We start from the raw sequence: 24,523 nt of genomic DNA on the forward strand, positions 1-24,523 counted from the left end.
CGCGGACGGAGCGGTCGCGCACCACGCAACGCGTTGCGCCGAGCGCGGACCCTGTGAAGCGCGCCACGAATGCGTTTCGCCCCGGTGAATCCGGGGAGGCGCGGGCCCGGAGCGATGCCGGTACCGGATTCAACTGTTTCGCAGGGTTGATTCCGTTCCGCGTGTCGCTCCCTTCCATGCCGTCGAGAGCTAGAGGTACGCGTGTCATCCAGGCTAGAGGCCGAGCACCTGTACAAGGTGTTCGGCAGACGACCTGACCAGGCGGTCGAGAGGCTGCGCCAGAACAAGGCCGACCGGGAGGAACTGCGCTCCGAGGGCGTCACGGCCGCCGTGGTCGACGCCTCCTTCACCGTCGAGCCGGGCGAGATCTTCGTCGTGATGGGCCTGTCCGGCTCCGGGAAGTCCACCCTGCTGCGCATGCTCAACGGACTGCTGGAGCCGACCGCCGGCCACGTGCGCTTCGACGGACAGGACCTCACGGCCCTGTCCGACCGGGAGCTGCGCCAGGTCCGCGCCCGGAAGATCAGCATGGTCTTCCAGCACTTCGCGCTCTTCCCGCACCGCAGCGTCCGTGAGAACGCCGCGTACGGCCTGGAAGTGCAGGGCGTGCCCCGCGCCGAGCGCGAACGCCGCGCCGACGAGGCGCTCGCCCTGTGTGGCCTGGCCGGCTGGGAGAAGTCCTGGCCCGACGAACTGTCCGGCGGCATGCAGCAGCGCGTCGGTCTGGCGCGCGCCCTGGCCACCGACGCCGACCTGCTGCTGATGGACGAGTCCTTCAGCGCGCTCGACCCGCTGATCCGCCGCGACATGCAGGACCAGCTGATCGAGCTGCAGAAGAAGCTGAAGAAGACGATCGTCTTCATCACCCACGACCTCAACGAGGCCATGCGCCTGGGCGACCGCATCGCCGTCATGCGGGACGGGCGCATCGTGCAGATCGGCACCGCGCAGGACATCCTGATCCGGCCGGCCAACGACTACGTGGCCTCCTTCACCCAGGACGTCGACCGCTCGCGCGTGCTCACCGCCGGCGCGGTGATGGAGCGCGACACCCGCGGCGACGAGGCCGACTGCGGCTGCGAGACCGCCACCCCGCAGACCCCGTTCAACGAGCTGTGCGCGATCAGCGCCCGCGTCCCCCACGCGGTGGCCGTCCTCGACGGCGACCGGGACCTGGTGGGCGTCGTGCCCCGCCAGCGCCTGATCGGCTTCCTCGGGGACGAGGCCGCCGACCCGGGCGTCTGCGACACCCCGCGCGACAAGGGCGGCAAGGTGATGGCCCGTGCCTAGGATTCCGCTCGGCGACTGGGTCAACTCGACCGTCGACTGGCTGCTGGACAACGTCACCTGGCTGTTCGACTTCTTCAAGGCCGTCTTCACCGGCGCCTACGACGGTGTCAACGCCGTCCTCCAGGCCCCGCACCCGCTGATCCTCTGCGGCATCTTCGCGGTGATCGCGTTCTGGCTGCGCGGCACCTTCGCCGGCCTCCTCACCTTCGTCGGCTTCGCCTTCCTCGACTCCATGGAGTTGTGGGAGGACTCGATGGTGACGCTGGCCCTGGTCGTCGTCGCCACCGTGATCGCGCTGGTCGTCGCGGTGCCCGTGGGCATCTGGGCGGCCCGCTCGGACCGGGTCAGCGCCGCGGTGCGGCCGGTCCTGGACTTCATGCAGACGCTGCCCGCGATGATCTACCTCATCCCGGCCATCCTGTTCTTCGGAACGGGCTCCGCACCCGGCATCGTCGCCACCCTGATCTTCGCGCTCGCCCCCGGCGTGCGCATGACCGAGCTGGGCATCCGGCAGGTCGACAAGGAACTCGTCGAGGCCGCCGAGGCCTTCGGCACCTCGCCCCGCAACACCCTGCTGCGCGTCCAGCTCCCGCTGGCCCTGCCCACGGTGATGGCGGGTGTCAACCAGGTCATCATGCTGGGCCTGTCCATGGCCGCCATCGCGGGCATGGTCGGTACCGGCGGCCTCGGCGGTGCCGTCATCGAGGCCATCGGCCAGCTCAACATCGGCCTCGGTGCCGAGTCGGGCCTCGCCATCGTGATCCTGGCGATCTACCTGGACCGCATGACCAGCGCGCTGGGCACCCAGGTCTCCCCGCTCGGCCGCCGGGCCGCCGCCCGCAGCCGGGCCACCGCCCAGGGCGCTCTGCGGATCTGGTCCTACCGTCCGCGTCCGCAGGTCGCGGTGGTCGGTGTCGTGGTCCTGGCCCTGGTGGCCGGCGGCATGAGCATCTTCGGGGGCAGCGGCGGCACCGCCCCGGCCGCCGACGCCAAGGAGGTCGGCGCCGGCAAGAAGATCAGCATCGGCTACATCCCCTGGGACGAGGGCGTCGCGTCCACGTTCCTGTGGAAGGAGATCCTCGAACGGCGCGGCTTCGAGGTCGAGGCCAAGCAGTTCGAGGCGGGTCCGCTGTACACCTCGCTCGCCCAGGGCACCATGGACTTCCAGACCGACGCCTGGCTGCCCACCACGCACGAGGCGTACTGGAAGAAGTACGGCGACCGCATGGAGGACCTCGGCACCTGGTACGAGGAGACCTCGCTGGAGCTGGCCGTCCCCGCGTACATGGACGGCATCGACTCCCTGGAGGACCTCAAGGGCGAGGCCGGCACCTTCGGCGGCAAGGTCACCGGCATCGAGTCCAGCGCCGGCATGATGGGCCTGCTCAAGGACAAGGTCCTCAAGGACTACGGCCTCGACAAGGAGTACGAGGTCGTCGACAGCTCCACGCCGGCGATGCTGGCCGAGCTGAAGCGCGCCTACAGCAAGAAGGAGCCCGTCCTCGTCACCCTCTGGTCCCCGCACTGGGCCTACAGCGACTACGACCTGAAGAAGCTCGAGGACCCCAAGGGCAGCTGGGGCAAGGGCGACGGCGTGCACACGGTGGCCCGCAAGGGCTTCGCCGACGACCACCCGGTGGTCGGGCAGTGGCTGCGCGACTTCTCCATGTCGGAGGAGGAGCTCACCGGCCTGGAGGCCGAGATCAACAAGGCCGGCAAGGGGCAGCAGCAGGAGGCCGTCCGGACCTGGCTGAAGGCCAACCCGGACATCGTCGACAAGCTGGCCCCGGTCTCCTCCGGCTCCGGCGACACCCCGGCCGAGGCGAAGCGGACGCTGGACGTGGCGTGGTTCCCCTGGGAGGAGGACGTCGCCATCACCTACCTGTGGAAGAACGTCCTCGAACGGCGCGGCTACAAGCTGAACCTCCAGCAGATGGACGTCGGCCCGGTCTACACCGGCCTCGCCTCCGGGGACCTCGACCTCAACTTCGACGCCTGGCTGCCGCACTCGCAGAAGAACTTCTACGAGCCGAACAAGGACAAGCTCACCGACCTCGGGACGTGGTACGAACCGGTCTCCCTGGAACTCTCCGTCCCGTCCTACGTCAAGGACGTGAAGTCGCTCGCCGACCTCAAGGGCAAGTCCGACCTGTTCGGCGGGCGGATCATCGGCATCGAGCCGGGCACCGGGCAGATGGACATCCTCAAGAACAAGGTCCTGCCCGCCTACGGCCTCGACAAGGAGTACAAGGTCGTCGACGGCTCCTCGCCCGCGATGCTGGCCGAGCTCAAGCGGGCCTACGCCAAGAAGAAGCCCGTCGCCGTCACCCTCTGGTCGCCGCACTGGTCCTACAGCGAGTACGAGCTGACCAAGCTGAAGGACCCGAAGCAGGCCTGGGGCCCGAGCAACACCATCCACACCATCGCGAGCAAGAAGTTCCCCGAGCAGTACCCCCAGCTCACGAAGTGGATCAAGGGCTTCACGATGAGTGAGGACGAGCTCGGCACCCTGGAGAAGGAGATCAAGGACCGGGGCCAGGGCAACGAGGAGGCGGCCGTCGCCGCCTGGCTCGAGGACCACCCGGACATCGTGGGCCGGATGACCCCCGGCTGACCTCCGCACCGACCGCTCCCCCCGGGGGGCGGGCCCGCACCGTGCCCCCCCGGGGCGCGGCGGGGCCCGCCCCCGACGCGTTCCCCGGCCCCCGCACGCGCTGCCCCGCCCCTCCCGCGGGGTCCTGCGGGGACCAGGCTGCCCGGACCGCCGCACAGCCGGACCACCGGCGCGGCCGCACGGAACGATTCCGGACGACCACGGACCGCGAGGCCCTCCCCGGACCTCCCCGTGACCTTCCGCCGCGGACAGGGAAGAATGGCGGGAACACCCCGTCGCACCCGCGCGGGGAACGCCGGCGGCCCGCCGATCCGCCGGCGCGATCCGTCGGGCCGGGCCCGGCCGCACGTGACGGTGACGTGGCAGGCGCGTGGATCGTTCTGCCGACCATGCGTAGGGTGCAGACACCTCGGCAGACGGGGTGCGCCGGAACCGCCGGAGCACCGGGCACGGGACGACGGCGAAGGAGGGAGCCGGAGCGATGGGCGACCACAAGGAACAGCCCCTGCGGGTGGGCGCCGCCGTGCGCCGCCGACGCCGCGCCCTGGACCTGACGCTCGCCGTCGTGGCGGAGCGCAGCGGCCTGTCCGTGCCGTTCCTCAGCCAGATCGAGAACGAGCGGGCGCGCCCCAGCCAGAGTTCCCTGGAGAAGGTCGCCGACGCCCTGCGCACCACGGCGGTGGAACTCCTCGCCGCCGCCGACCCCGCGTGCAGCGTCGACGTCGTCCGTGCCGAGGACACCGGCCCGCCCCTCGTGCCGAGGACCCGGTCCCTGGTGCGCGGCCACCACCAGATGCACGCCTCCGAGTTCACCGGCGACCACGACGCCGGACGTGAACTGCAGTTCCGCAACGACCAGTTGATGTACGTGGCGGACGGCGCCGTGGAGATCGAGGCGGAGGGCCGCGCCTACCGCCTCGGCCGCGGCGACACCCTGTACCTGACGGGGGGCGTCCGGCACCGCTGGCGGGCCACCGTCGCGGAGACCCGGCTCGTCGTCGTCGCCGTCGCCGAGCACATCGAGGCCCTCCACGACAGGCAGCAGCGCCCATGAGCACCCCCCGGATCGTCTCCCTCGTCCCGTCCCTCACCGAAGCGGTGGCACACTCCCTCCCCGGCGCCCTGGTGGGGGCCACCGACTGGTGCACCCATCCGGCGCCGCTGGACGTGGAACGGATCGGCGGCACCAAGAACCCCGCGGTGGAGCGCATCGTCGCCCTCGCGCCCGACCTGATCGTCGCCAACGAGGAGGAGAACCGCGAGCCGGACCTGTCCGCCCTGCGTGCCGCGGGCCTCGAGGTCCTGGTCACCGAGGTACGGACGCTGCCGCAGGCCGTCGCGGAACTGGACCGGGTGCTCACGGCCTGCGGACTGACCACGCGCCCGCGCTGGCTGGACGAGGCCGAGGCGGCCTGGAACGCCGTCCCCGCGCCCGAGCGCCGCCGCACGGCGGTGGTCCCGATCTGGCGGCGGCCCTGGATGGTCCTCGGCCGTGACACCTTCGCGGGCGACCTGCTCTCCCGCCTCGGCTACGACCACGTCCACGCCGCCCACCCGGAGCGCTATCCGCGCGTCCCGCTGGACGAGCTGCGCGCGGCGGCCCCGGACGTCGTGGTGCTGCCCGACGAGCCGTACCGCTTCTCCGCCGAGGACGGGCCCGACGCCTTCCCGGGCCTGCCCTGCGCGCCGGTCAGCGGCCGGCACCTCACCTGGTACGGGCCCTCCCTCGCCGAGGCACCCGCCGTCCTCACCGCCGCACTGCGGGCGGCGGCGCCGGGCTGACCGGCGGCACGGGCCGGGGGCCGGTGCCTGCCGTGCGCCGCCCGCCCCGCCGCCGGAGCCGTCCACCGGCGGCGGCATAAGCTGGGCTTATGAGCCCGACGGACGACGCCCACCCCACCGGTCCCGCCGCACACGCGCCGGGCGCGCTGGCCCACCGGGTGCCCGACCTGGGGGCGTTGCAGCTCCTGCTGGCCGTGGCCCGGCTGGGCAGCCTCGGCGGGGCGGCCCGCGAACTGGGCATCACCCAGCCCGCGGCCAGCAGCCGGATCCGCTCGATGGAACGGCAGCTCGGCGTGGCCCTGGTGGACCGCTCACCGCGCGGGTCCCGCCTCACGGACGCCGGTGCCCTGGTCACCGACTGGGCGCGACCCATCGTGGAGGCCGCCGAGGCCTTCGACGCGGGGGCGCAGGCGCTGCGCGACCGGCGCGATTCCCGCCTGCGCGTCGCGGCCAGCATGACCATCGCCGAGTACCTGCTGCCGGGCTGGCTGCTGGCGCTGCGCGCGGAACGGCCGGACACGGCGGTGTCCCTGCTCGCGGGCAACTCGGCGGCGGTCGCCGAACGGCTGCTCTCGGGGGACGCGGACGTGGGCTTCGTGGAGGGACTCACGGTGCCGTCGGGGCTGGAGTCGGCGGTCGTCGCCCACGACCGGCTGATCGTGGTGAGCGCCCCGTCCCATCCATGGGCCCGCCGCCGCGCCCCGCTGGCCGCGGCGGAACTGGCGACGACCCCGCTCATCCTCCGCGAGGAGGGCTCGGGGACCCGGCAGGTCCTGGAGGCCGCCCTGGGCGGCCTGGCCCGCCCGCTGATCGAACTGTCCTCGACGACCGCGGTGAAGGCCGCCGCGGTGAGCGGCGCCGGCCCTGCGGTGCTCAGCGAACTGGCCGTGGGGGACGAGCTGGCCCTGCGCCGGCTGATCCGGGTGCCGGTGAACGGCATGGCCCTGGCCCGGGACCTCCGCGCCGTCTGGCCCACGGGCCACCGCCCCACCGGTCCGGCCCGGGACCTGCTCGCCCTGACGAGGGCGTGAGCGGGGCGGCAGTCGCGGCGGCCCGGCCGGATCCCGTGGCCCCGTGACGTTCGCTCACCGATGGCCGGGGCGGGGGGCTCGCATCTCCGGTCGTGACGTTCGCTCACCGATGGCCGGGGCGGGGGGCTCGCATCTCCGGTCGTGACGTTCGCTCACCGACCGCCGAGGCGGGGCGTCCACATCTCCGGTCGTCGTTCGCTCACCCGACGGCCGAGGCGGGGCACCCGCATCCCCGGCTGTGACGTCCGCTCACCGACCGCCGGGGCGGGGCGGCCGTATCCCCGTCCCCGAGCGGCGGGCCCGCGCGGGGTTCACGTCGGGACGCCCTCCGCGGCCGCCCGCGTCAGCCCGCGCAGCACCCGCAGGTCCTCACCCATCTCCGGATGCCACTGCACGCCCAGGACCCACGCGGGGCCGGGCAGTTCGACCGCCTCCACGGTGCCGTCCGCCGCGTGGGCCGACGGGACCAGGCCCCGGCCGAGGCGGTCCACCGCCTGGTGGTGGAAGGACGGGACGGAGCTCGGTTCCGGCACCAGCCCGGCGTAGCGGGTGCCCGGCACGGGGGTCACCGGGTGGCGGCCGAAGGCGCCCGGTGCGCCCGCGTGTCCGTCGACGTGCTGGACCAGGGTGCCGCCGAGGGCGACGTTCAGCAGCTGCATGCCCCGGCAGATGCCCAGCAGCGGGGTCCGCCGGTCCAGGGCGGCCCGGATCAGCGCGAGTTCCCAGGCGTCCCGGGCCCGGGCGGGCGGCCCGGTGCGCGGGTCCGGCTCGGCCCCGTAGTGGACCGGCTCGACGTCCGGGCCGCCCGCGATCACCAGCCCGTCGACGCGGGAGACGGCCGCCGCCGCCCGCTCGGGCGCGTCCGGCGGGAGCATCGCCACGAGCCCGCCCGCCCGCTGGACCACCAGCGGGTACCCGGCCGGCAGCAGGGCGGCGTCGAGCTGCCACGCGCCCCAGCGCACCCCCGGCTCCGCGTACGTGCTGATGCCGATCAGCGGCGCCTCCGCCATGCTGCGTCCTTCCGTCCCGGTGCCGGCCCGGCCCGGGCCGGGCCGCTCGGTGTCCGTCCGTCCGGTACCACTCTGCCTCTGCCGCCGCCGGTGCCGCGAACTCCTCCTCCTCCGGTCTCCCGGAGGACACCCGGGTGCGGTGACGGAAGCACAGGGCCGGGCCATGGAGCGGGGCGGGGCAGACGATACGGGGTGGGGCAGACGCCGTGGCACGGGGCAGACGCCGTGGCGCGGGGCAGACGCTGTGGCACGGCGTAGGCAATGGAGCGGATCCAGACCTTTGTGGGTCCGTGCCGTCGAGGCGCGGACGCCGGGAGCGCAAGCCGGCCCCCTGCGTCAGCCGAGGTGAGCACCGTGTCGCGGGGCGCCGCGCCCCTCGTGTCCCCTCAGCACACAGGCCCCCGCACGGGTCCCGCAGGCCCCCTCACGCCAGGAAGCCCCGCAGCAGCGCGGCCGTCCCCGCGCAGTGCTCGCGCATCACTTCGCGCGCCCCGTCTGCGTCCCCCGCCAGCACCGCCTCGACCAGCGCGATGTGCTGCGCCTGCGAGTGCTCCAGGTTGCGCACCAGCAGCGGGATGCAGTCCAGCAGGTCGTTCACCGTGGCCCGCACGGCCGCGTACTGCGCCGTCAGCGTCGGCGAACCGGACAGGTCCGCCAGCGTCAGGTGGAACAGCGTGTCCAGGCGCCGGTACGCGGACAGCGGCGCCTCCCGCGTGCCGGCCAGGGCCTCGCGCAGCCGCGCCGCCCGCTCCCCGGTCAGCCCGTGCGCCGCGCACAGTCCCGCCGCCCCCACCTCCAGCACCTCGCGGAAGCGCAGCACGTCCTCGATGTCCACCCCGGCGATCCGCCGCCGCAGTTCCCCCGCGCCGGTGTCGGTCGGCCGGGGCAGCACGAACGTGCCGCCGTAGCGGCCCCGCCGGGACTCCACCAGGCCCTGGTCCTGGAGCACCTTCAGCACCTCGCGCAACGTCACCCGGCTGATGCCCAGCCGCTCCGCCAGCTCCCGCTCCGCCGGCAGCCGTTCCCCGCCCGCCACCAGGCCCAGGCGCACCACCTGCAGGATCTGCTCCAGCGCCTCCTCGAAGCCGTTGCCCGCGCGCACCGGCCGCAGCACCGGCGCCAGGCGGTCACCGACCGTTCCGGCCGACTCCTCCCGCATGCCGTCGCGCCCCCTACCCAAGCAATGGTTCCGGGCCATACCTTATTGGCTCCCGGCCCGCCGAAGCAGCCGAAGGAGCTCCCCCGTGGCAGACCGCACCCCACCCCTCGACGTCGAGGAGCTGCGCGCCCTCGTCGCGAGCGGTGAGATCGACACCGTCGTCCTGGCCTTTCCCGACATGCAGGGGCGGCTCCAGGGCAAGCGGTTCGCCGCCCGCTTCTTCCTCGACGAGGTGCTCCGGCACGGCACCGAGGGCTGCAACTACCTGCTCGCCGTCGACGCCGACATGAACACCGTCGACGGCTACGCCATGTCCTCCTGGGAGACCGGATACGGCGACTTCGCCATGTTCCCCGACCTGGACACCCTGCGCCGCCTGCCCTGGAACGCGGGCACCGCCCTGGCCGTCGCCGACCTGGCCTGGGCCGACGGCAGCCCGGTCGTCGCCGCCCCCCGGCAGATCCTGCGCCGCCAGCTCGACCGCCTCGCCGCGCTCGGCCACACCGCCCGGGTCGGCACCGAGCTGGAGTTCATCGTCTTCCGCGACACCTACGAACAGGCCTGGGACGCGGGCTACCGGGGGCTCACCCCGGCCAACCGGTACAACGTCGACTACTCGGTGCTCGGCACCGGCCGCATCGAACCCCTGCTGCGCCGCATCCGCAACGAGATGGCCGGGGCCGGACTCGTCGTCGAGTCCGCCAAGGGCGAGTGCAACCCCGGCCAGCACGAGATCGCCTTCCGCTACGACGAGGCCCTGGTCACCTGCGACCAGCACGCCGTCTACAAGACCGGGGCCAAGGAGATCGCCGCCCAGGAGGGCGTGTCGATCACCTTCATGGCCAAGTACAACGAGCGCGAGGGCAATTCCTGCCACATCCACCTCTCCCTCGCCGACGCCGACGGGCGCAGCGTGATGCCCGCCTCCGCCGAGGACCCCGAGGCCATGTCGGACGTCATGCGCCACTTCCTGGCGGGCCAACTGGTCGCCCTGCGCGAGTTCTCCCTCCTCTTCGCCCCGCACATCAACTCCTACAAGCGGTTCCAGCGGGGCTCCTTCGCCCCCACCGCCGTGGCCTGGGGGCGCGACAACCGCACCTGCGCGCTGCGGGTGGTCGGCCACGGCCCGTCCCTGCGCTTCGAGAACCGCCTCCCCGGCGGAGACGTCAACCCCCACCTCGCCGTGGCGGGCATGGTCGCCGCCGGACTGCACGGCATCGAACAGCGGCTGGAACTGCCCGAACCCTGCACCGGCAACGCCTACACCGCCGACCACGAACGCGTCCCCACCACCCTGCGCGAGGCCGCCGAACTGTGGGAGACCAGCGCCCTCGCCAAGGCCGCCTTCGGCGACGACGTCGTCGCCCACTACCTGAACATGGCCCGCGTCGAGGTGGACGCCTTCGACGCCGCGGTCACCGACTGGGAACTGCGCCGCTCCTTCGAACGCATGTGAGGCCGACCGTGTCCCACGACTCCACCGAGCTCCAGGTCGCCAATCCCGCCACCGAGGAGGTGATCGCCACCGTCGAAGCCGTCGGCCCCGCCGGTGTGGACGCCGCCGTGCGGCGCGCCGCGCGCGCCCAGACCGCCTGGGCCGCCCTCCCGCCCGGCGACCGGGCCCGGCTGCTGCGCCGGTTCGCCGCCACCGTCGACGCGCACGTCGAGGAACTGGCCCGGCTGGAGGTCCGCGAGGCCGGACACACCCTCGGCAACGCCCGCTGGGAGGCGGCCAACGTCCGCGACCTGCTCGACTACGCGGCCGGGGGAGTGGAGCGCCTGACAGGCCGTCAGATCCCGGTCGCCGGCGGCGTCGACGTCACCTTCCCCGAACCCCTCGGCGTCGTCGGCGTCATCGCCCCGTGGAACTTCCCCCTGCCCGTCGCGGCCTGGGGGACCGCCCCCGCGCTCGCCGCCGGCAACGCGGTCCTCCTCAAACCCGCCGAGGCCACCCCCCTCACCGCACTGCGGCTGGCCGGCCTCGCCCTGGAGGCGGGATTTCCCGAGGACCTCCTCCAGGTGCTGCCCGGACACGGTCCCGTCACCGGCAACGCCCTCGTGGAGCACCCCGGCGTCGCCAAGATCGTCTTCACCGGCTCGACCGACGTCGGCCGACGGGTGTGGGCCAGGGGAGCGGACCACCTCAAGCGCGTCACCCTCGAACTCGGCGGCAAGAGCCCCAACCTCGTCTTCGCCGACGCCGACCTGGAGGCCGCCGCGGCAGCCGCCCCCCTGTCCTTCCTCGACAACGCCGGACAGGACTGCTGCGCCCGCTCCCGCATCCTCGTCCAGCGCTCCGTGCACGACCGGTTCCTGGACCTCCTCGCCCCGCACATCGCGGCGGTCCGGGTGGGTGATCCGGCCGACGAGAGCGTGGACATGGGTCCGCTCATCTCGCGCGCCCAGCTGGACCGCGTCCGCGGGTACGCCCCCGACGACCTCGACGGCATCCGCGGGAAGGCCCCCGACGGCCCCGGCCACTGGTTCCCGCCCACCGTGCTCACCGGCGTCGCACCGGACGCACGGGTGGCCGTCGAGGAGGTCTTCGGCCCCGTGGCCGTCGTCCTGCCCTTCGACGACGAGGACGACGCCGTCCGCCTGGCCAACGCCACCGACTACGGGCTCGCCGGCTCGATCTGGACCCGCGACGTCGGCCGCGCCCTGCGCGTCTCCCGTGCCGTCCGCGCCGGCAACCTGTCCGTCAACTCCCACTCCAGCGTCCGCTACTGGACCCCCTTCGGCGGGTTCAAGCAGTCCGGCGTCGGGCGCGAACTGGGCCCGGACGCGCTGGCCGCCTTCACCGAGACCAAGAACGTCTTCATCAGCACGGAGGCCTGAGCGCACATGAGCGAAGAAGTCATCTGCCGCCGCCTCGTCGGCCGCACCGCCGTCGTCACCGGCGCCGGCAGCGGCATCGGCCGGGCCGCCGCCCGCCGGCTCGCCTCCGAGGGCGCGCACGTGGTCTGCGCCGACGTGGACGAGGCGCGCGGCAGGGCGGCCGCCGAGGAGACCGGCGGACTCCACGTCACCGTGGACGTCACCGACCCCGACCAGGTCGACGCCCTGTTCCGGACGGCCTACGACACCTACGGCAGCGTCGACGTGGCCTTCAACAACGCCGGCATCTCGCCACCGGACGACGACTCCATCCTGGAGACCGGCCTGGACGCCTGGAAGCGGGTCCAGGAGGTCAACCTCACCTCCGTCTACCTGTGCTGCAAGGCGGTCATCCCCCACATGCGCCGCCAGGGCCGGGGCTCCATCATCAACACCGCCTCCTTCGTGGCCCGGATGGGCGCGGCCACCAGCCAGATCTCCTACACCGCGTCCAAGGGCGGCGTGCTCGCCCTGTCCCGCGAACTCGGCGTGCAGTTCGCCCGCGAGGGCATCCGCGTCAACGCCCTGTGCCCCGGCCCCGTCAACACCCCGCTGCTGCGGGAGCTGTTCGCCGCGGACCCGGAACGCGCCGCCCGCCGCCTGGTGCACATCCCGCCGGGCCGGTTCGCCGAGGCCGAGGAGATCGCCGCCGCCGTCGCCTTCCTCGCCAGCGACGACTCCTCCTTCGTCAACGCCACCGACTTCCTGGTGGACGGCGGGATCTCGGGCGCGTACGTCACCCCGCTGTAGCGGGGCGCCCACGTCACCCCGCTGTAGCGGGCGTACGTCACACCCGCCGGGGTCCGGTCGTCACCGTCCCGCCGACCGCCCTACAGTGCCGGAATGAGCCTGACGCCCCCACCCGGCTGGTACCCCGACCCGCACACCCCGCACCTGGAACGCTGGTGGGACGGCACCGCCTGGACCGACCACCGGCGCACCCCCGGGGCGTCCGGGACGCCCGGGGCATCCGGTCCTCAGGCGGCACCGGGCGCCTTCGGACCGGCGGGCACGTTCGGGCCCGCGGGCACGTTCGGGCCCGCGGGCACGTTCGGGCCCGCGGGGAGCACCGGCGGCCCGGTGCCGCCGTCGCCCCCGGGCGTTCCCGGCGCGGAAGGCGCCCACGGCGCTCACGGCGCTCACGGTGTGCCCGGTACGTCCGGCGGTCCGGTGGGAGCGGGCGGCGCGGCCGCTCATGGCGGCGCGGGCGGGCCGGCCGGGACGTCCGGCCCGGGGCACCCGGTCGGGACGGGTGCTCCCGGCGGGCCCTCCGGGGGACCCGGCGGGCGGGGCCGCGCCAAGGCGGTCGCCGTCGTCACGGCAGCCGCCGTGCTCGTCACGGCGATCGTCACCGGAGTGGTGCTGCTGCGCGAGGACGACGGCCGGACCGAGGTCCGCACCGGGCCCACCGCCCCCACCGCCGCCACCCCGCCGAGCGGGCCCCCGCCGTCGGCGTCCCCCTCCGGCCCGGAGCCGTCCGCGGACGCCCCGGCCGTCGTCGAGGACCAGCTCAACGGCATCACGTTCCCGCTGCTCGACGGCTGGGTCCGCCCCCAGCACATCGCCCAGGACGACGTCGTCATGACCACCGACGGCACCTACGACTGCCCCGGCGAGGGCAGCGTCTGCCGCCACGGCCTCGTCATCTCCCGCACCGTGACCGGCAACGACGAGACCTCCCCCGAACGGCTCGCCAAGGACGACATCTCCGAGGCGGCCGACAACGCCTACGACCGCGACCTGATCGGCAACCGCCCCTACGGCGGCATCACGTCCCGCAGCACGGTGAAGTCCGGCCCCGTCGCGGTCGCGGGCCGCGCGGGCTACCTCGTGCGCTGGCGCGTGAAGACGGCCGAGGGCCCGGGCGGGTACGTGCAGTCGATGGTCTTCCCCTCCGGCGTCGGCACGGAGTCCCCGGTCCTCGTCCGGTACGTCATCGACGCGGGCGAGGACGCGCCGCCCCTGACGGACATGGACCGCATCACCCGCGGCATCCGCTCGACCGGCGGCAGCGGGTCCGGCGGCGGGGTGGGCAGCAGCATCGGCCCCGCGGACTGACCCGCGTCCCCCACCCGGCCCGACGGGATCGGGCGCTGCCGCCGTCCCTCGGGCGGTGGCGCGTCCCGGCGTCCGGGCCCGTCGTCCCTCGGGCGGTGGCGCGTCCCGGCGTCCGGGCCCGGGCGGTCAACCGCCCCGCCCTCACAGGAACGTCCGGCCCTCGCCCCGGTACGTCGGCACGGTGTCCGTCACGGTGTCGCCCTCGACCAGGTGCAGCGCGTCGAACCGCTCGCACAGCTCGCCCGCCTTGGCGTGCCGGAACCACACCGTGTCCCCGATCAGCAGATCGTCGGCCGGCGACCCCAGCAGCGGCGTCTGCACCTCGCCGGCGCCCTCCTGGGGGTCGTAGCGCAGCCCCGCCGGCAGATGCGGCACCGGCAGCCGGTCGGGGCCGGGCACGCCCGACGCCGGGTAGCCCCCGCCCAGCACGGTCACCGCACCGACCCCGGGCCGGCGCACGACGGGCAGCCCGAACAGCGCCGCCGGACGGCCGGTGAACGACGTGTAGTGGTCGAACAGCCGCGGCACGAACAGCCCCGACCCGGCCGCGACCTCGGTGACCGCGTCCTCGGCGGCCGTGTGCTGCACGCTGCCCGTGCCACCGCCGTTGACGAACTCCAGGTCCGGGACGACCTCCCGGACCGCCCGCACCACCGCCGCGCGCCGCTCGGCCAGCTCCCGCCGGGCCGCGGACTGCATCAGCCGTACCGCCCGGGACCGCAGCGGCCTGCCCGCCACCGCGTCACCGACCCCGGCGACATGTCCCTCGTACGCCATCAGGCCCACCACCCGGAACCCGGGGCGCCGCGCGACCGCCCGCGCCACCTCGGCGACCTCCGCGGGGGAGTGCAGCGGGGAACGCCGGGCGCCGACCCGCACCCGGCCGCCGAACAGCCGCAGCGACGTGTCGAGTTCCAGGCAGACCCGCACCACCTCGCTCCCGCCGGCGCGCGCCGCGTCGACGAGGTCCAGCTGGGCCGGGTCGTCCACCATCACGGTGACCGCCGAGGCCAGTTTCGGGTCGGCGGTCAGCTCGGCGTAACCGGCCCGGTCCGCCGAGGGGTAGGCGAGCAGCACGTCGTCGAAACCGGACCGGGCCAGCCACAGGGACTCGGCCAGGGTGAACGACATGACGCCCGCGAAACCCTCCCGGGCCAGCACCCGTTCGAGCAGGGCACGACAGCGCACCGACTTGGAGGCCACCCGGACCGGCTTGCCGCCCGCCCGGCGCACCAGGTCGTCGGCGTTGGCGTCGAAGGCGTCCAGGTCCACGATCGCCAGCGGGGCGTCGAGGTGGGCGGTGGCCCGGTCGTAACGGGCCCGGTCGGAGGCGCGCGCAGTCATGAACGCAGCCTGCCAGACAGGATTACCGCAGGGTAGGGGGACGTTCCGGGCAGATGCCGCGGCTGCGCGGACTGGTTCCCGCCCGACCCGGATCACGCCGTAGAGTGACGCGCACGCCCGGACGGAGGACACCGGGCCCGGGCCGCGCCGGGATGACACCTCACCCGTGCGGGTATCTCTGCCCGGGACGGCTCCGTGGCGGGTCCGGCAGCCGGACACCGGCCCGCGACGAGGACGCGAGCACGAGGAATCAGGGGGGTGCATGAGCACGGAAGCACCGCGCGCCTCCCACCCCCAGCGCCCCACGACCCCGCCGCCCGCTCCGGCGGCGCCCCCGCGCCCGTCCCACCCCCCTCGAACCGAGGAGGGCCGTACCGCACCCGGCGCGTCCGGTGACGCGGCACGGCCCGGCACCGGTGGCCGCGGCCTGACCTCGGGCGGCGCCGGCGCCTTCGCCCCCCGTCGCCCCGCCGGCCCCCCGGCCCGCCCGGCCGCCGCTCCGCCGGCCTCCGGCCCCGCGGACCGTCCGGCCCCCGGCGCGACCGCCCCCGCCCCGGCCGCGGCGACGGCCGGCTCCCCGGACGACCCGTCCGCCGGCGGCTCCTCCGCCCCCCGCACCCCCGGTGCACGGCCGACCGCCCCGGTGCCCGGCGGCACCGACACCGCCACGGATACCGCCTTCGCGGCGGACACACGCACCGGCTCCCGCACCCCGCACCCCGGCCCCGCAGCGCCGCCCGGCGGCGGTGTCCCCGCCGCACCGCCCCCGCCGCGCGCCTCCGCCCGCTTCCCGGACACTCCGCCGACCGTCGGCGGCGGTCTCCGCACCCCCGCGCCCCCCGCCCCCGGGCCGGACAGCGACGACGGCACCCGCCGGGCCGCCCGGGCCCCGTCCGCCGTCCCGCCCCAGCCGTCCCACCGCCCGGCGGAACCCGCCCACCGCCCGGCGCGACCTGCCCCCCGCCCGGCGGAACCCGCCCACCCCCCGGCGCAACCTGACGATCGCTCGGCGGAACCCGCCCACCGTCCAGCCGAACCCGCCCACCGCCCGGCGCCACCTGCCCACCGCCCGGCAGAACCTGCCCAGCGCCCGCAGCGGCCCGCCGACCGTGTGGGGGAGCGGCCCACCGGCTCCCGCCCCGGCGCCCCGGCCGAGACGCCCTCGGAGACGACCACCCGCCTGCGCCCCGTCCCCACCGGACCGCCCGCACCCGCCCCCCGGCCCGCAGGTCCCGGCACGCCTCGCACCGAGGGCCGCACGGACGCACCCCACCGCGCCCCCGGCCACCCGGACCCCCGCCCCGCCGGGCCGGACCGCACGTCGTACGGCTTCCCGGACCCGGCCCGGTCCTGGAGCGCCCCGACGCCCCCCGGCACCCCGCCCGCCGAACGGCCGGTCGTGTCGTTCGGGCAGCCGGAGGGCTACGACGGGCAGGCACGGCCCCGGCTCCTCGGACGACGGCCCCGGCCGCAGGTCGTGGCCGCCGCCGTCTGCCTCGTTCTCGGCGTCGGACTCATCGGCGGTGCCGCCACGGGCAGTTGGCTCACCGACGCCTCCGCCGACACCGACCGGGACGGCGGGTTCGCCTCCGCCGCCTCCCTCTGGCACAGCGTCCCGGTCGACGAACTGTTCCCGCCCACCCTCGAAGGCGAGGGAGCGGGCCCCGGCGACGCCGACCGCACCTGGACCCGGATCGCGGTGGCCCCCGACAGCGGCTGCAAAGGCGCCTTCGACCCGCTGCTGAGCAAGGTCCTCGGCCCCGTCGGCTGCGAACGCCTGCTGCGGGCCACCTACACCGACGCCACCCAGAGCCATGTCACCACGGTCGGGCTGCTGTTCACCACGGCCGACCCCGCGGGCATGACGTCCCTCGCCGCACGCTTCGACCAGGAGGACCTCGACCGCCGCGCCGACCTGATGCCCCTGCCGTACCCGGCGAAGGGCACCGCGGCCGAGGACTTCGGCGCCCGGCAGCGGGCGGCCTGGACGGTCTCCGTGCTCACCGACGCCCCCGTCGTCGTCTACGCCGTCTCCGGCTGGGCCGACGGCCGCACCGTCGCCGAACCGCAGTCCGCCGAGCAGGCCATGGAGTCCGGCGCCACCGGCGCGGTCGCCCAGGCCGGCCTCGGCCACGAGGCGAAGGGCCTCGCCGACCGCGTCGAACGCGGTCTGCGGGGGCACGTCCGCACGGCCACGGAGCGACCGTCATGAACCCGTTCACCGTTCCCCGGCGGAGCACCGCCGCCCTCGCCGTCCTGCTGACCACCGCCCTCACCCTGCTGACGGCCGCCCCGGCGCAGGCCGACGGCATCCGCGCCCGGCAGTGGGGCCTGGACGCGATGAACACCCAGCAGGCGTGGCAGACCACCAAGGGCGCCGGCGTCACCGTCGCCGTGCTGGACACCGGCGTGGACGCCGACCACCCCGACCTGGCCGGCAACGTCGCCCCCGGCAAGGACCTCGTCGGCTTCGGCGCCCGCCGCGGCGACCGCGCCTGGGCACGTCACGGCACCGCCATGGCCGGCATCATCGCCGGGCACGGCCACGGCCCCGGCAACACCGAGGGCGTCATGGGCATCGCGCCCGAGGCCCGCATCCTCCCCGTCCGCGTCATCCTGGAGGACGGCGACCCGTCCCGGTCCAAGGCCCGCAGCACCCGCGGCAGCGCCCTCGCCGAGGGCATCCGCTGGGCCGCCGACCGCGGGGCCGACGTCATCAACCTCTCCCTCGGCGACGACTCCGCCTCCGCGCACGCCGACTCCGGCGAGGACGAGGCCATCCAGTACGCCCTGCGCAAGGGCGTCGCCGTGGTCGCCTCGGCGGGCAACGGCGGGGAGAAGGGCGACCGGGTCTCCTACCCCGCCGCCTACCCCGGCGTGATCACCGCCACCGCCGTCGACCGCTACGGCACCCGCGCCGCCTTCTCCACCCGCCGCTGGTACGCCACGGTCAGCGCCCCCGGCGTCGACGTGATCATCGCCGACCCCGACCGCAAGTACTACGAGGGCTGGGGCACCAGCGCCGCCGCCGCCTTCGTCTCCGGCGCCGTCGCCCTGCTGCGCTCCGCCCACCCCGACCTGACCCCGGCTCAGCTCAAGACCCTCCTCGCGGACACCGCCCGCGACGCACCCTCCGGTGGCCGCGACGACTCCCGGGGCTTCGGCTTCGTCGACCCGGCCGCCGCGCTGCGGGCGGCGGAACGCCTCACACCGGAGGGGCTGAAGCCGGCGTCCCACGGTGAGCGGTACTTCGGCTCCGGCCCGGACGGCGCCGCCTCCGACGGGGGCGCCACCGCATGGGCGGCCCCCCTGGCCGGCGGCACGGGCGCGGTCCTCCTGGTGACCGCCGTCGTCCTCTGGCGCGGCCGCCGCCCGGACCCCGACGCCCGCATCCACTGAGCCGACCGGGGCATCCACGGAGCCGACCCGGACACCCAGGGAGCCGACCTGGCCACCCCGACCGGGCGGGTCCCCACCTGGCGGCGGGCCCGATCTGGCGGGGCCCCGGCCCACCGGTCGGCCGGCCCTCCGGCTTCCCGTCCGGCCCGACTGGACCCGGTCCCCGGGCCTCCTGGCCTCCCGGCCCCCGGCCCTCCCGTTCCCCGCCCCTCCCGGCCCTTGGACGTCAGAACGCCCAGCCGGTCCGCGCACACCGCCCGCGCACACCGCCGGGCTGACCGCCCCCTCGCTCCGCCCGCCCGCCCGGCCGGCGGCGGCTCACCGGCCGTCGGACGCGCGCCCGGCCTCGGCGCCCGCGGCCTTCTCCCGCCCGCCCGTCACAGTGTTCCGCAGGGCCGTCACCGCCGTGCGCGCCGCGGCCTCCACCCGGGCGACGCCCTCCGCCCTCGACGCGTTGCCGTCGGACAGCACCGCCAGCAGCACCTCGCGTCCCCCCGAGGTGACACGGCCGATGCTGTGCACCACCCACAGACCGGTCGCGTCCCGCGGCATCCAGCCGTTCTTCACCGCCCACGCGGATCCGTCCGCCACCACCGGCACCCCCCACGCCTGCTCGGGGACCACCTCCGCCATCAATCGGCGTGCACCGGCCCGCGCCTCCTCGTCCAGCAGGCCCCGTCCCGCCTCGCCGTCCCGCCCGAGCAACTCCCGCAGCAGGACCAGCCGGTCCGCCGCCGTCGTCCGGGTCAGCCCCCAGTACCCGTGGGCGCCGCCCACCGTCTCGGTGAGCCCCAGACGGGCGTTGGCCGCGTCCAGCCCGGCCGCCGAGCCGATCGCCCGCCACAGGGCCGACGCCGCCTCGTTGTCGCTGCGCCCGATCATCGCCGCCGCCCGGGCCCACTCGATGGCGGTGAGTCCACGTCCGGTGTCCCGCGCCCGCAGCAGCAGGGCCGCCAGGATGTCGGCCTTCACCACGCTCGCGGTGACGAACACCCCGTCCCCGGAGCACACGGCGTCCCCGGTCACCGGGTCCAGGGCGGCGACCGACACCCGCGCCGGACCCACCGCGTCCCGCCCGGCACCCACACCACCCGACGGGCCCTCGGTCACCCTCGGGGCAACCACCGACCGGGCGGCGTCCCCCGCCGCCGCCCGCTCCACCGCGCTCACAGCCCGCCCCGGTCGTCCGTCACGTCCGTCACGCTTCCCACCTGTCACCGGTTCCACCCGCACCACCGCACGGCACCGTGGCGCCGTGGCATCGTGGCGCCGTCGCGAGGGCCCGCCGGACCGCGCCGCCCGCCTCGGAGCCCGTCCCGCGCGGCCGATAAGGTCGGTGACCGTGGCGAACAAGAACATTCCCGACCCCGGCTACCGCGACGACGACGGCTCCGCCGACCCCCGGCTGAGCGCGGCACTCGCTGCCTGGGCCGAGGACCGCGAGGCCGTCGGCCCCGTCCTTCAGGCCCTCAAGGGCACCCGCCTGCTGGTGCCCGTCGTGGCCCTCCTCGGGGAGGTCGAGGAGGACGAGAACGGGCTGCGCCGCGAGAAGACCAGTGACATGGCGGTCCCCACCCTGAAGGCCGGGAACCGCACCGCGCTGCCCGCCTTCACCTCCACCGACTCGCTCGCCCTGTGGGACCCGGAGGCCCGCCCCGTCGCCGTCCCGCTGCACCAGGCGCTCCAGGCCGCCGCCCACGAGAAGGCCGACACCGTCGTCCTCGACGTGGCCGGGCCGGTGCCGTTCGAACTGACCGGCCACGCGCTGCTCGCGCTCGCCGAAGGGCGCACCACGACCGACCCGCTCGCCGACCCCGCCGTCACCGAGGCCGTCCGCGCGGCCGTCGCCGCCGAGCCCGCCGTCCTGCGCGCCCACCTCGGTCCCGGACAGGCGGACGGCACCCTCGCCCTCGTCCTCGACCCGGCCGCCTCCGTCGCCGAGGCCGCGCGTGAAGTGGCGCAGCGGCTCGCGGCGGACGAGACACTCAGGGCCCGCCTGGTGCGCGGCCTCGACCTGGCCGTGCTGCCGGCCGGGGCGACGCCGCCGGGCGAGCCCCTGTACGTCCGGGCCTGAGACGGGTCCGGACGGGCCCGACCCGAGACGGGCCCGGACCCGAGACGGGTCCCGGGGCCCGGGCAGGACCGGGCGGCGGACACGGGCCACGGGACACGGAGACGTATCGCGCAGGCCAGGGTCCCGGAATCGCGCGAACGCGCGCCGGAGCTCCCGCATCCGGGTACGGAAGCGGAAGCGGGAGCGGCGGACTGGAATCCGGCAGGACGGGTCCGGGCGGGTCCGGACAGCTCAGGACAGCTCCGGACCGCCCTGGACCGGACCGGACGGATCCAGGAGGAGCCGACCGGGTGGATGCGGCGGAAACCCGTAGCGGTGGAATGCCGTACCGACGGCCGGGGCCGGGGCCCCGGCGGCACGACCGGTGGCGGGAGGGTCAGCTGTAGAGCGGTCCCGTGTACTTCTCGCCCGGCCCCTTGCCCGGCTCGTCCGGCACGAGCGAGGCCTCGCGGAACGCCAGCTGCAGGGACTTCAGCCCGTCGCGCAGCGGGGCCGCGTGGAAGGAGCTGATCTCCGTGGTGGACGCGTCCAGCAGCCCGGCCAGGGCGTGGACCAGCTTGCGGGCCTCGTCCAGGTCCTTGTGCCGGTCGCCCTCCTCGGTCAGCCCCAGCTTCACGGCGGCGGCGCTCATCAGGTTCACGGCGACCGTCACGATCACCTCGACCGCCGGGACCTCGGCGATGTCGCGGGCCATGGCGTCGAAGTCCGGGTTGCCGTCCGGGCCGTCCGTGCTGTCCGGGCCGTCCGTGCTGTCCGGGCCGGCGGGGGTCTCGGGGGTGTCCGAGGCGGGGGTCTCACTCATGCCCTCACGATAGGCGCTGCCCCGGGACCGCCCGACGGCAGGAGCCGCTGCGGGAACCGGGGCAGTAGCCGGGGGCACGGTGGTTAGCACCAGGTTCCGGGAGCTGCTAGCCTTGTGTAACGACCGGTCGGACCCGTATGCCTCCAGGTGCACGAGCCCGGCCCACAAGTGGAGGCTTCGAACTCCCACCTTCCGCCCTCAGGGCGGCGGGTCACCGGTCAGGCGGTGCCGCTCCACGGCGAACCGCCCGAGAGTGCGCCCCGCGATCTCCGCGGCGGTGTTCCGGTAGTTCGAGGAACCCCGCCTGTGATCGTCCGGGGCATTTTTGTTGCTTCGGCGCGGTTAGGTCTTACGAGAACACAGACGTTACGCGGCTGTCCGCCAGACCGCCGTGTGGTGCTACCGAGGAGGATCCATCAGCGCCGAGCCCCGCATCAACGACCGGATTCGCGTTCCCGAGGTGCGACTTGTCGGTCCCAGTGGCGAGCAGGTGGGCATCGTCCCCCTGGCCAAGGCACTGGAGCTTGCGCAGGAGTACGACCTGGACCTGGTCGAGGTCGCGGCGAACGCCCGTCCGCCCGTGTGCAAGCTCATGGACTACGGGAAGTTCAAGTACGAGTCGGCCATGAAGGCCCGTGAGGCGCGCAAGAACCAGGCGCACACGGTCATCAAGGAGATGAAGCTCCGGCCGAAGATCGACCCGCACGACTACGACACCAAGAAGGGTCACGTCGTCCGGTTCCTCAAGCAGGGCGACAAGGTCAAGATCACGATCATGTTCCGTGGTCGCGAGCAGTCCCGGCCGGAACTCGGCTACCGGCTGCTGCAGCGTCTCGCGGAGGACGTGGCCGACCTCGGGTTCGTGGAGTCGAACCCGAAGCAGGACGGCCGCAACATGATCATGGTTCTCGGTCCGCACAAGAAGAAGACCGAGGCGATGGCCGAGGCCCGCCAGGCGCAGGAAGCCCGCAAGGCAGACGCGAAGGCCAACCCCGGCAAGTCGCAGAACGCCGCGGAGAACGAGGCCGCCCAGGCGGCCGAGGAGCCTGCCGAGGCGTGACTCCCCGGGGCGCGAGCCCCAGGAAGCAACCGAAACAAGAACGACGCTCCACCGTGCCCGGTTTTCGTGACCGGGCATCGGAGCGCCACCGACGAGGAGAGAACGGCGCTATGCCGAAGAACAAGTCGCACAGCGGTGCCAGCAAGCGCTTCAAGGTCACCGGCTCCGGCAAGGTGCTCCGCGAGCGCGCCGGCAAGCGCCACCTGCTCGAGCACAAGTCGTCCCGTGTGACGCGTCGCCTCACCGGCAACGCCGAGATGGCCCCGGGCGACGCCAAGAAGATCAAGAAGCTTCTCGGCAAGTGACGCGTCGGCGCCCCCGCAGGCGCCGTCCGACAGTCAGGACCGGGACCCAATCGATTTCGGGCCGTGTGAGCGACGACCACGGCCCCGCTACAAGGAGTTAACAAGTGGCACGCGTCAAGCGGGCAGTCAACGCCCACAAGAAGCGCCGGGCGATCCTCGAGCAGGCCTCCGGCTACCGCGGTCAGCGTTCGCGCCTGTACCGCAAGGCCAAGGAGCAGGTCACCCACTCGCTGGTCTACAACTACAACGACCGCAAGAAGCGCAAGGGTGACTTCCGCCAGCTGTGGATCCAGCGCATCAACGCCGCTGCCCGCGCCAACGGCATCACGTACAACCGCTTCATCCAGGGTCTGAAGGCCGCGAACATCGAGGTCGACCGCAAGATCCTGGCCGAGCTGGCCGTGAACGACGCGACGGCGTTCGCCGCTCTCGTCGAGGTCGCGCAGAAGGCCCTGCCCGCGGACGTGAACGCGCCCAAGGCCGCGTGACGCCGCGCCGGCCCTGAGCCGACGTGACCGCAGGACCCGCAGGCCGTACCGGCTTGCGGGTCCTGCTGTTGCACGACGCGGCCCGTTCCGGCAGCCCCGCCGCGCGCCCCGCCGGCAGCCGGCTCCGCGGAACCCGGCCCCCGGCCCCGCCCGGGGGTCGGGCCCGCACGACCCGCTCCCGGCGGACCTCCCGGGCCGGCCCCCCGCGCCCGCCTTCGGGCCGGACCGCCCCGCGGGGCCGACCGCGCCCCGCCCCCGCCTCGACCGCGCCCCGGTGTCGTGCCGGGGGCCGGGGGCCACGCGTGCGCGAGCGGGCCGCATAACCCGCGACCGAGACTCCACGAAGGTGACGAACGATGCCCTCCGTCAGCCCCGAGCTGATCTCCCCCCGCTCCTCCCGGGTCCTGGCCGCCCGGCGGCTGGCCAAACGGAACGTCCGGGGCAAGGAGCGGCTGTTTCTCGCCGAGGGCCCCCAGGCCGTACGGGAGGCCGCCGGACACCGCGCCGCGGACACCGCCGCCACCCTGGTCGAACTGTTCGCCACCCCCGAGGCCGCCGACCGCTACGCCGACATCATCGGCGCCGCCCGTGACGCCGGCGCCCGCGTCCACCTCGCCGCCGAGCAGGTCGTCGCCGACATCTCCACCACCGTCACCCCGCAGGGCCTGGTCGGCGTCTGCCGCTTCCTCGACACCCCCTTCGAGGAGATCCTCGCCGCGCGCCCCCGGCTCGTCGCCGTCCTCGCCCACGTGCGCGACCCCGGCAACGCCGGCACCGTCCTGCGCAGCGCGGACGCCGCCGGGGCCGAGGCCGTCGTCCTCACCGACGCCTCCGTCGACGTCTACAACCCCAAGGCCGTCCGCGCCTCCGTCGGCTCGCTGTTCCACCTGCCCGTCGCCGTCGGCGTGCCCGTCGAGCAGGCCGTGGGCGGGCTGCGGGCCGCCGGGATCCGGGTGCTCGCCGCCGACGGCGCCGGGGACCGCGACATCGACGACGAGCTCGACCGCGGCACCATGGGCGGCCCCACCGCCTGGGTCTTCGGCAACGAGGCGTGGGGGCTCCCCGAGGAGACCCGTGCCCTCACCGACGCCGCCGTCCGCGTCCCGATCCACGGAAAGGCCGAGAGTCTGAACCTCGCCACCGCCGCCGCCGTATGTCTCTATGCGTCGGCGCGTGCGCAGCGTGCCGCCGGAGGGTGCCGTTCCGTCACCGGGAACCAGTAGGGTGACC

Annotated in this window: 21 protein-coding genes and 1 pseudogene; 17 read left to right on the forward strand and 5 right to left on the reverse strand. The window is 74.8% G+C overall.

Annotated features, from left to right (window positions below; genetic code table 11):
- Window positions 1–201: 201 nt before the first annotated feature.
- The 5 genes from AB0F01_RS11755 (at window position 202) to AB0F01_RS11775 (ending at window position 6,717) form a co-directional block, all read left to right on the forward strand.
- Window positions 202–1,290, forward strand: a complete 1,089-nt coding sequence (locus tag AB0F01_RS11755; RefSeq protein ID WP_362093030.1) for a betaine/proline/choline family ABC transporter ATP-binding protein — start codon at window positions 202–204, stop codon at window positions 1,288–1,290.
- Complete coding sequence (locus AB0F01_RS11760) at window positions 1,283–3,904, forward strand: ABC transporter permease/substrate binding protein (protein WP_362093033.1); 2,622 nt, start codon at window positions 1,283–1,285, stop codon at window positions 3,902–3,904. Before AB0F01_RS11755 ends, AB0F01_RS11760 begins: the two co-directional genes overlap by 8 nt.
- A 481-nt stretch (window positions 3,905–4,385) precedes the next feature.
- On the forward strand, window positions 4,386–4,958 hold the full coding sequence (locus tag AB0F01_RS11765; RefSeq protein WP_362093036.1) for an XRE family transcriptional regulator: 573 nt from the start codon (window positions 4,386–4,388) through the stop codon (window positions 4,956–4,958).
- Window positions 4,955–5,686: a helical backbone metal receptor gene (locus tag AB0F01_RS11770; protein ID WP_362093039.1), complete on the forward strand. Its 732-nt coding sequence runs from the start codon at window positions 4,955–4,957 to the stop codon at window positions 5,684–5,686. The genes AB0F01_RS11765 and AB0F01_RS11770 overlap by 4 nt, the downstream gene beginning before the upstream one ends.
- Window positions 5,687–5,775: 89 nt before the next feature.
- Entirely contained in the window at window positions 5,776–6,717 is a 942-nt protein-coding gene (locus AB0F01_RS11775) for a LysR family transcriptional regulator (RefSeq protein WP_362093042.1), read from the forward strand.
- Window positions 6,718–7,028: 311 nt separating this feature from the next.
- On the opposite strand, the gene AB0F01_RS11780 is transcribed toward AB0F01_RS11775, so the two are convergent.
- Together AB0F01_RS11780 and AB0F01_RS11785 are read right to left on the reverse strand one after the other, a co-directional pair.
- Window positions 7,029–7,727, reverse strand: coding sequence for a gamma-glutamyl-gamma-aminobutyrate hydrolase family protein (locus AB0F01_RS11780; RefSeq protein ID WP_362093045.1), 699 nt, complete (start codon window positions 7,725–7,727; stop codon window positions 7,029–7,031).
- 424 nt (window positions 7,728–8,151) lie between these two features.
- Entirely contained in the window at window positions 8,152–8,886 is a 735-nt protein-coding gene (locus AB0F01_RS11785; protein ID WP_362093048.1) for an FCD domain-containing protein, read from the reverse strand.
- An 85-nt stretch (window positions 8,887–8,971) separates the two neighbouring features.
- Between AB0F01_RS11785 and AB0F01_RS11790 the strand changes: the two genes are divergently transcribed.
- From AB0F01_RS11790 to AB0F01_RS11810, 5 genes and pseudogenes are all read left to right on the forward strand, one after another.
- Window positions 8,972–10,342, forward strand: a complete 1,371-nt coding sequence (locus AB0F01_RS11790; RefSeq protein WP_362093051.1) for a glutamine synthetase family protein — start codon at window positions 8,972–8,974, stop codon at window positions 10,340–10,342.
- 8 nt (window positions 10,343–10,350) lie between these two features.
- Window positions 10,351–11,724: an aldehyde dehydrogenase family protein gene (locus tag AB0F01_RS11795; protein ID WP_362093053.1), complete on the forward strand. Its 1,374-nt coding sequence runs from the start codon at window positions 10,351–10,353 to the stop codon at window positions 11,722–11,724.
- Window positions 11,725–11,730: 6 nt separating this feature from the next.
- Complete coding sequence (locus AB0F01_RS11800; protein ID WP_362093056.1) at window positions 11,731–12,513, forward strand: 3-oxoacyl-ACP reductase; 783 nt, start codon at window positions 11,731–11,733, stop codon at window positions 12,511–12,513.
- 93 nt (window positions 12,514–12,606) lie between these two features.
- Window positions 12,607–12,711 (forward strand): annotated as a pseudogene (locus AB0F01_RS11805) (DUF2510 domain-containing protein); the annotation flags it as partial.
- Window positions 12,712–12,909: 198 nt separating this feature from the next.
- Window positions 12,910–13,821 (forward strand): hypothetical protein, encoded by a 912-nt coding sequence (locus AB0F01_RS11810; protein ID WP_362093565.1) that lies wholly within the window; start codon window positions 12,910–12,912, stop codon window positions 13,819–13,821.
- A 141-nt stretch (window positions 13,822–13,962) separates the two neighbouring features.
- On the opposite strand, the gene AB0F01_RS11815 is transcribed toward AB0F01_RS11810, so the two are convergent.
- Entirely contained in the window at window positions 13,963–15,165 is a 1,203-nt protein-coding gene (locus AB0F01_RS11815; RefSeq protein WP_362093059.1) for an amino acid deaminase/aldolase, read from the reverse strand.
- Between the two features lie 1,111 nt (window positions 15,166–16,276).
- Between AB0F01_RS11815 and AB0F01_RS11820 the strand changes: the two genes are divergently transcribed.
- Both AB0F01_RS11820 and mycP read left to right on the forward strand, forming a co-directional pair.
- Window positions 16,277–17,377 (forward strand): hypothetical protein, encoded by a 1,101-nt coding sequence (locus tag AB0F01_RS11820; protein WP_362093062.1) that lies wholly within the window; start codon window positions 16,277–16,279, stop codon window positions 17,375–17,377.
- Window positions 17,374–18,564 carry a type VII secretion-associated serine protease mycosin gene (gene mycP / locus AB0F01_RS11825; RefSeq protein ID WP_362093065.1) on the forward strand — a complete coding sequence of 397 codons (1,191 nt, stop codon included), beginning with the start codon at window positions 17,374–17,376 and terminating at the stop codon, window positions 18,562–18,564. Before AB0F01_RS11820 ends, mycP begins: the two co-directional genes overlap by 4 nt.
- Window positions 18,565–18,882: 318 nt before the next feature.
- Here the strand turns inward: mycP and AB0F01_RS11830 are convergent, their stop codons facing one another.
- The gene (locus AB0F01_RS11830) at window positions 18,883–19,674 is read right to left on the reverse strand and encodes a serine hydrolase (protein ID WP_362093067.1); all 792 of its coding nucleotides are present in this window, start codon (window positions 19,672–19,674) and stop codon (window positions 18,883–18,885) included.
- Between the two features lie 232 nt (window positions 19,675–19,906).
- Between AB0F01_RS11830 and AB0F01_RS11835 the strand changes: the two genes are divergently transcribed.
- Window positions 19,907–20,638, forward strand: a complete 732-nt coding sequence (locus tag AB0F01_RS11835) for an SseB family protein (protein ID WP_362093070.1) — start codon at window positions 19,907–19,909, stop codon at window positions 20,636–20,638.
- Between the two features lie 376 nt (window positions 20,639–21,014).
- Here AB0F01_RS11835 and AB0F01_RS11840 read toward each other — a convergent pair whose 3' ends face one another.
- The gene (locus AB0F01_RS11840) at window positions 21,015–21,440 is read right to left on the reverse strand and encodes a DUF1844 domain-containing protein (RefSeq protein WP_362093072.1); all 426 of its coding nucleotides are present in this window, start codon (window positions 21,438–21,440) and stop codon (window positions 21,015–21,017) included.
- Window positions 21,441–21,831: 391 nt separating this feature from the next.
- On the opposite strand from AB0F01_RS11840, the gene infC reads away from it, so the two are divergent.
- The 4 genes from infC to AB0F01_RS11860 all read left to right on the forward strand — a co-directional run bounded on the left by infC (window position 21,832) and on the right by AB0F01_RS11860 (window position 24,516).
- Window positions 21,832–22,500: a translation initiation factor IF-3 gene (infC, locus tag AB0F01_RS11845; protein WP_362093075.1), complete on the forward strand. Its 669-nt coding sequence runs from the start codon at window positions 21,832–21,834 to the stop codon at window positions 22,498–22,500.
- A gap of 110 nt (window positions 22,501–22,610) precedes the next feature.
- A complete protein-coding gene (rpmI, locus tag AB0F01_RS11850; RefSeq protein WP_015661694.1) occupies window positions 22,611–22,805 on the forward strand; it encodes a 50S ribosomal protein L35 in 195 nt (64 codons plus the stop codon).
- Between the two features lie 104 nt (window positions 22,806–22,909).
- Complete coding sequence (rplT, locus tag AB0F01_RS11855) at window positions 22,910–23,293, forward strand: 50S ribosomal protein L20 (protein WP_033531708.1); 384 nt, start codon at window positions 22,910–22,912, stop codon at window positions 23,291–23,293.
- A 356-nt stretch (window positions 23,294–23,649) separates the two neighbouring features.
- On the forward strand, window positions 23,650–24,516 hold the full coding sequence (locus tag AB0F01_RS11860; RefSeq protein WP_362093078.1) for an RNA methyltransferase: 867 nt from the start codon (window positions 23,650–23,652) through the stop codon (window positions 24,514–24,516).
- Window positions 24,517–24,523: the final 7 nt, after the last annotated feature.

Source organism: Streptomyces sp. NPDC029526 (assembly GCF_040637405.1).
Classification (GTDB): Bacteria; Actinomycetota; Actinomycetes; order Streptomycetales; family Streptomycetaceae; genus Streptomyces.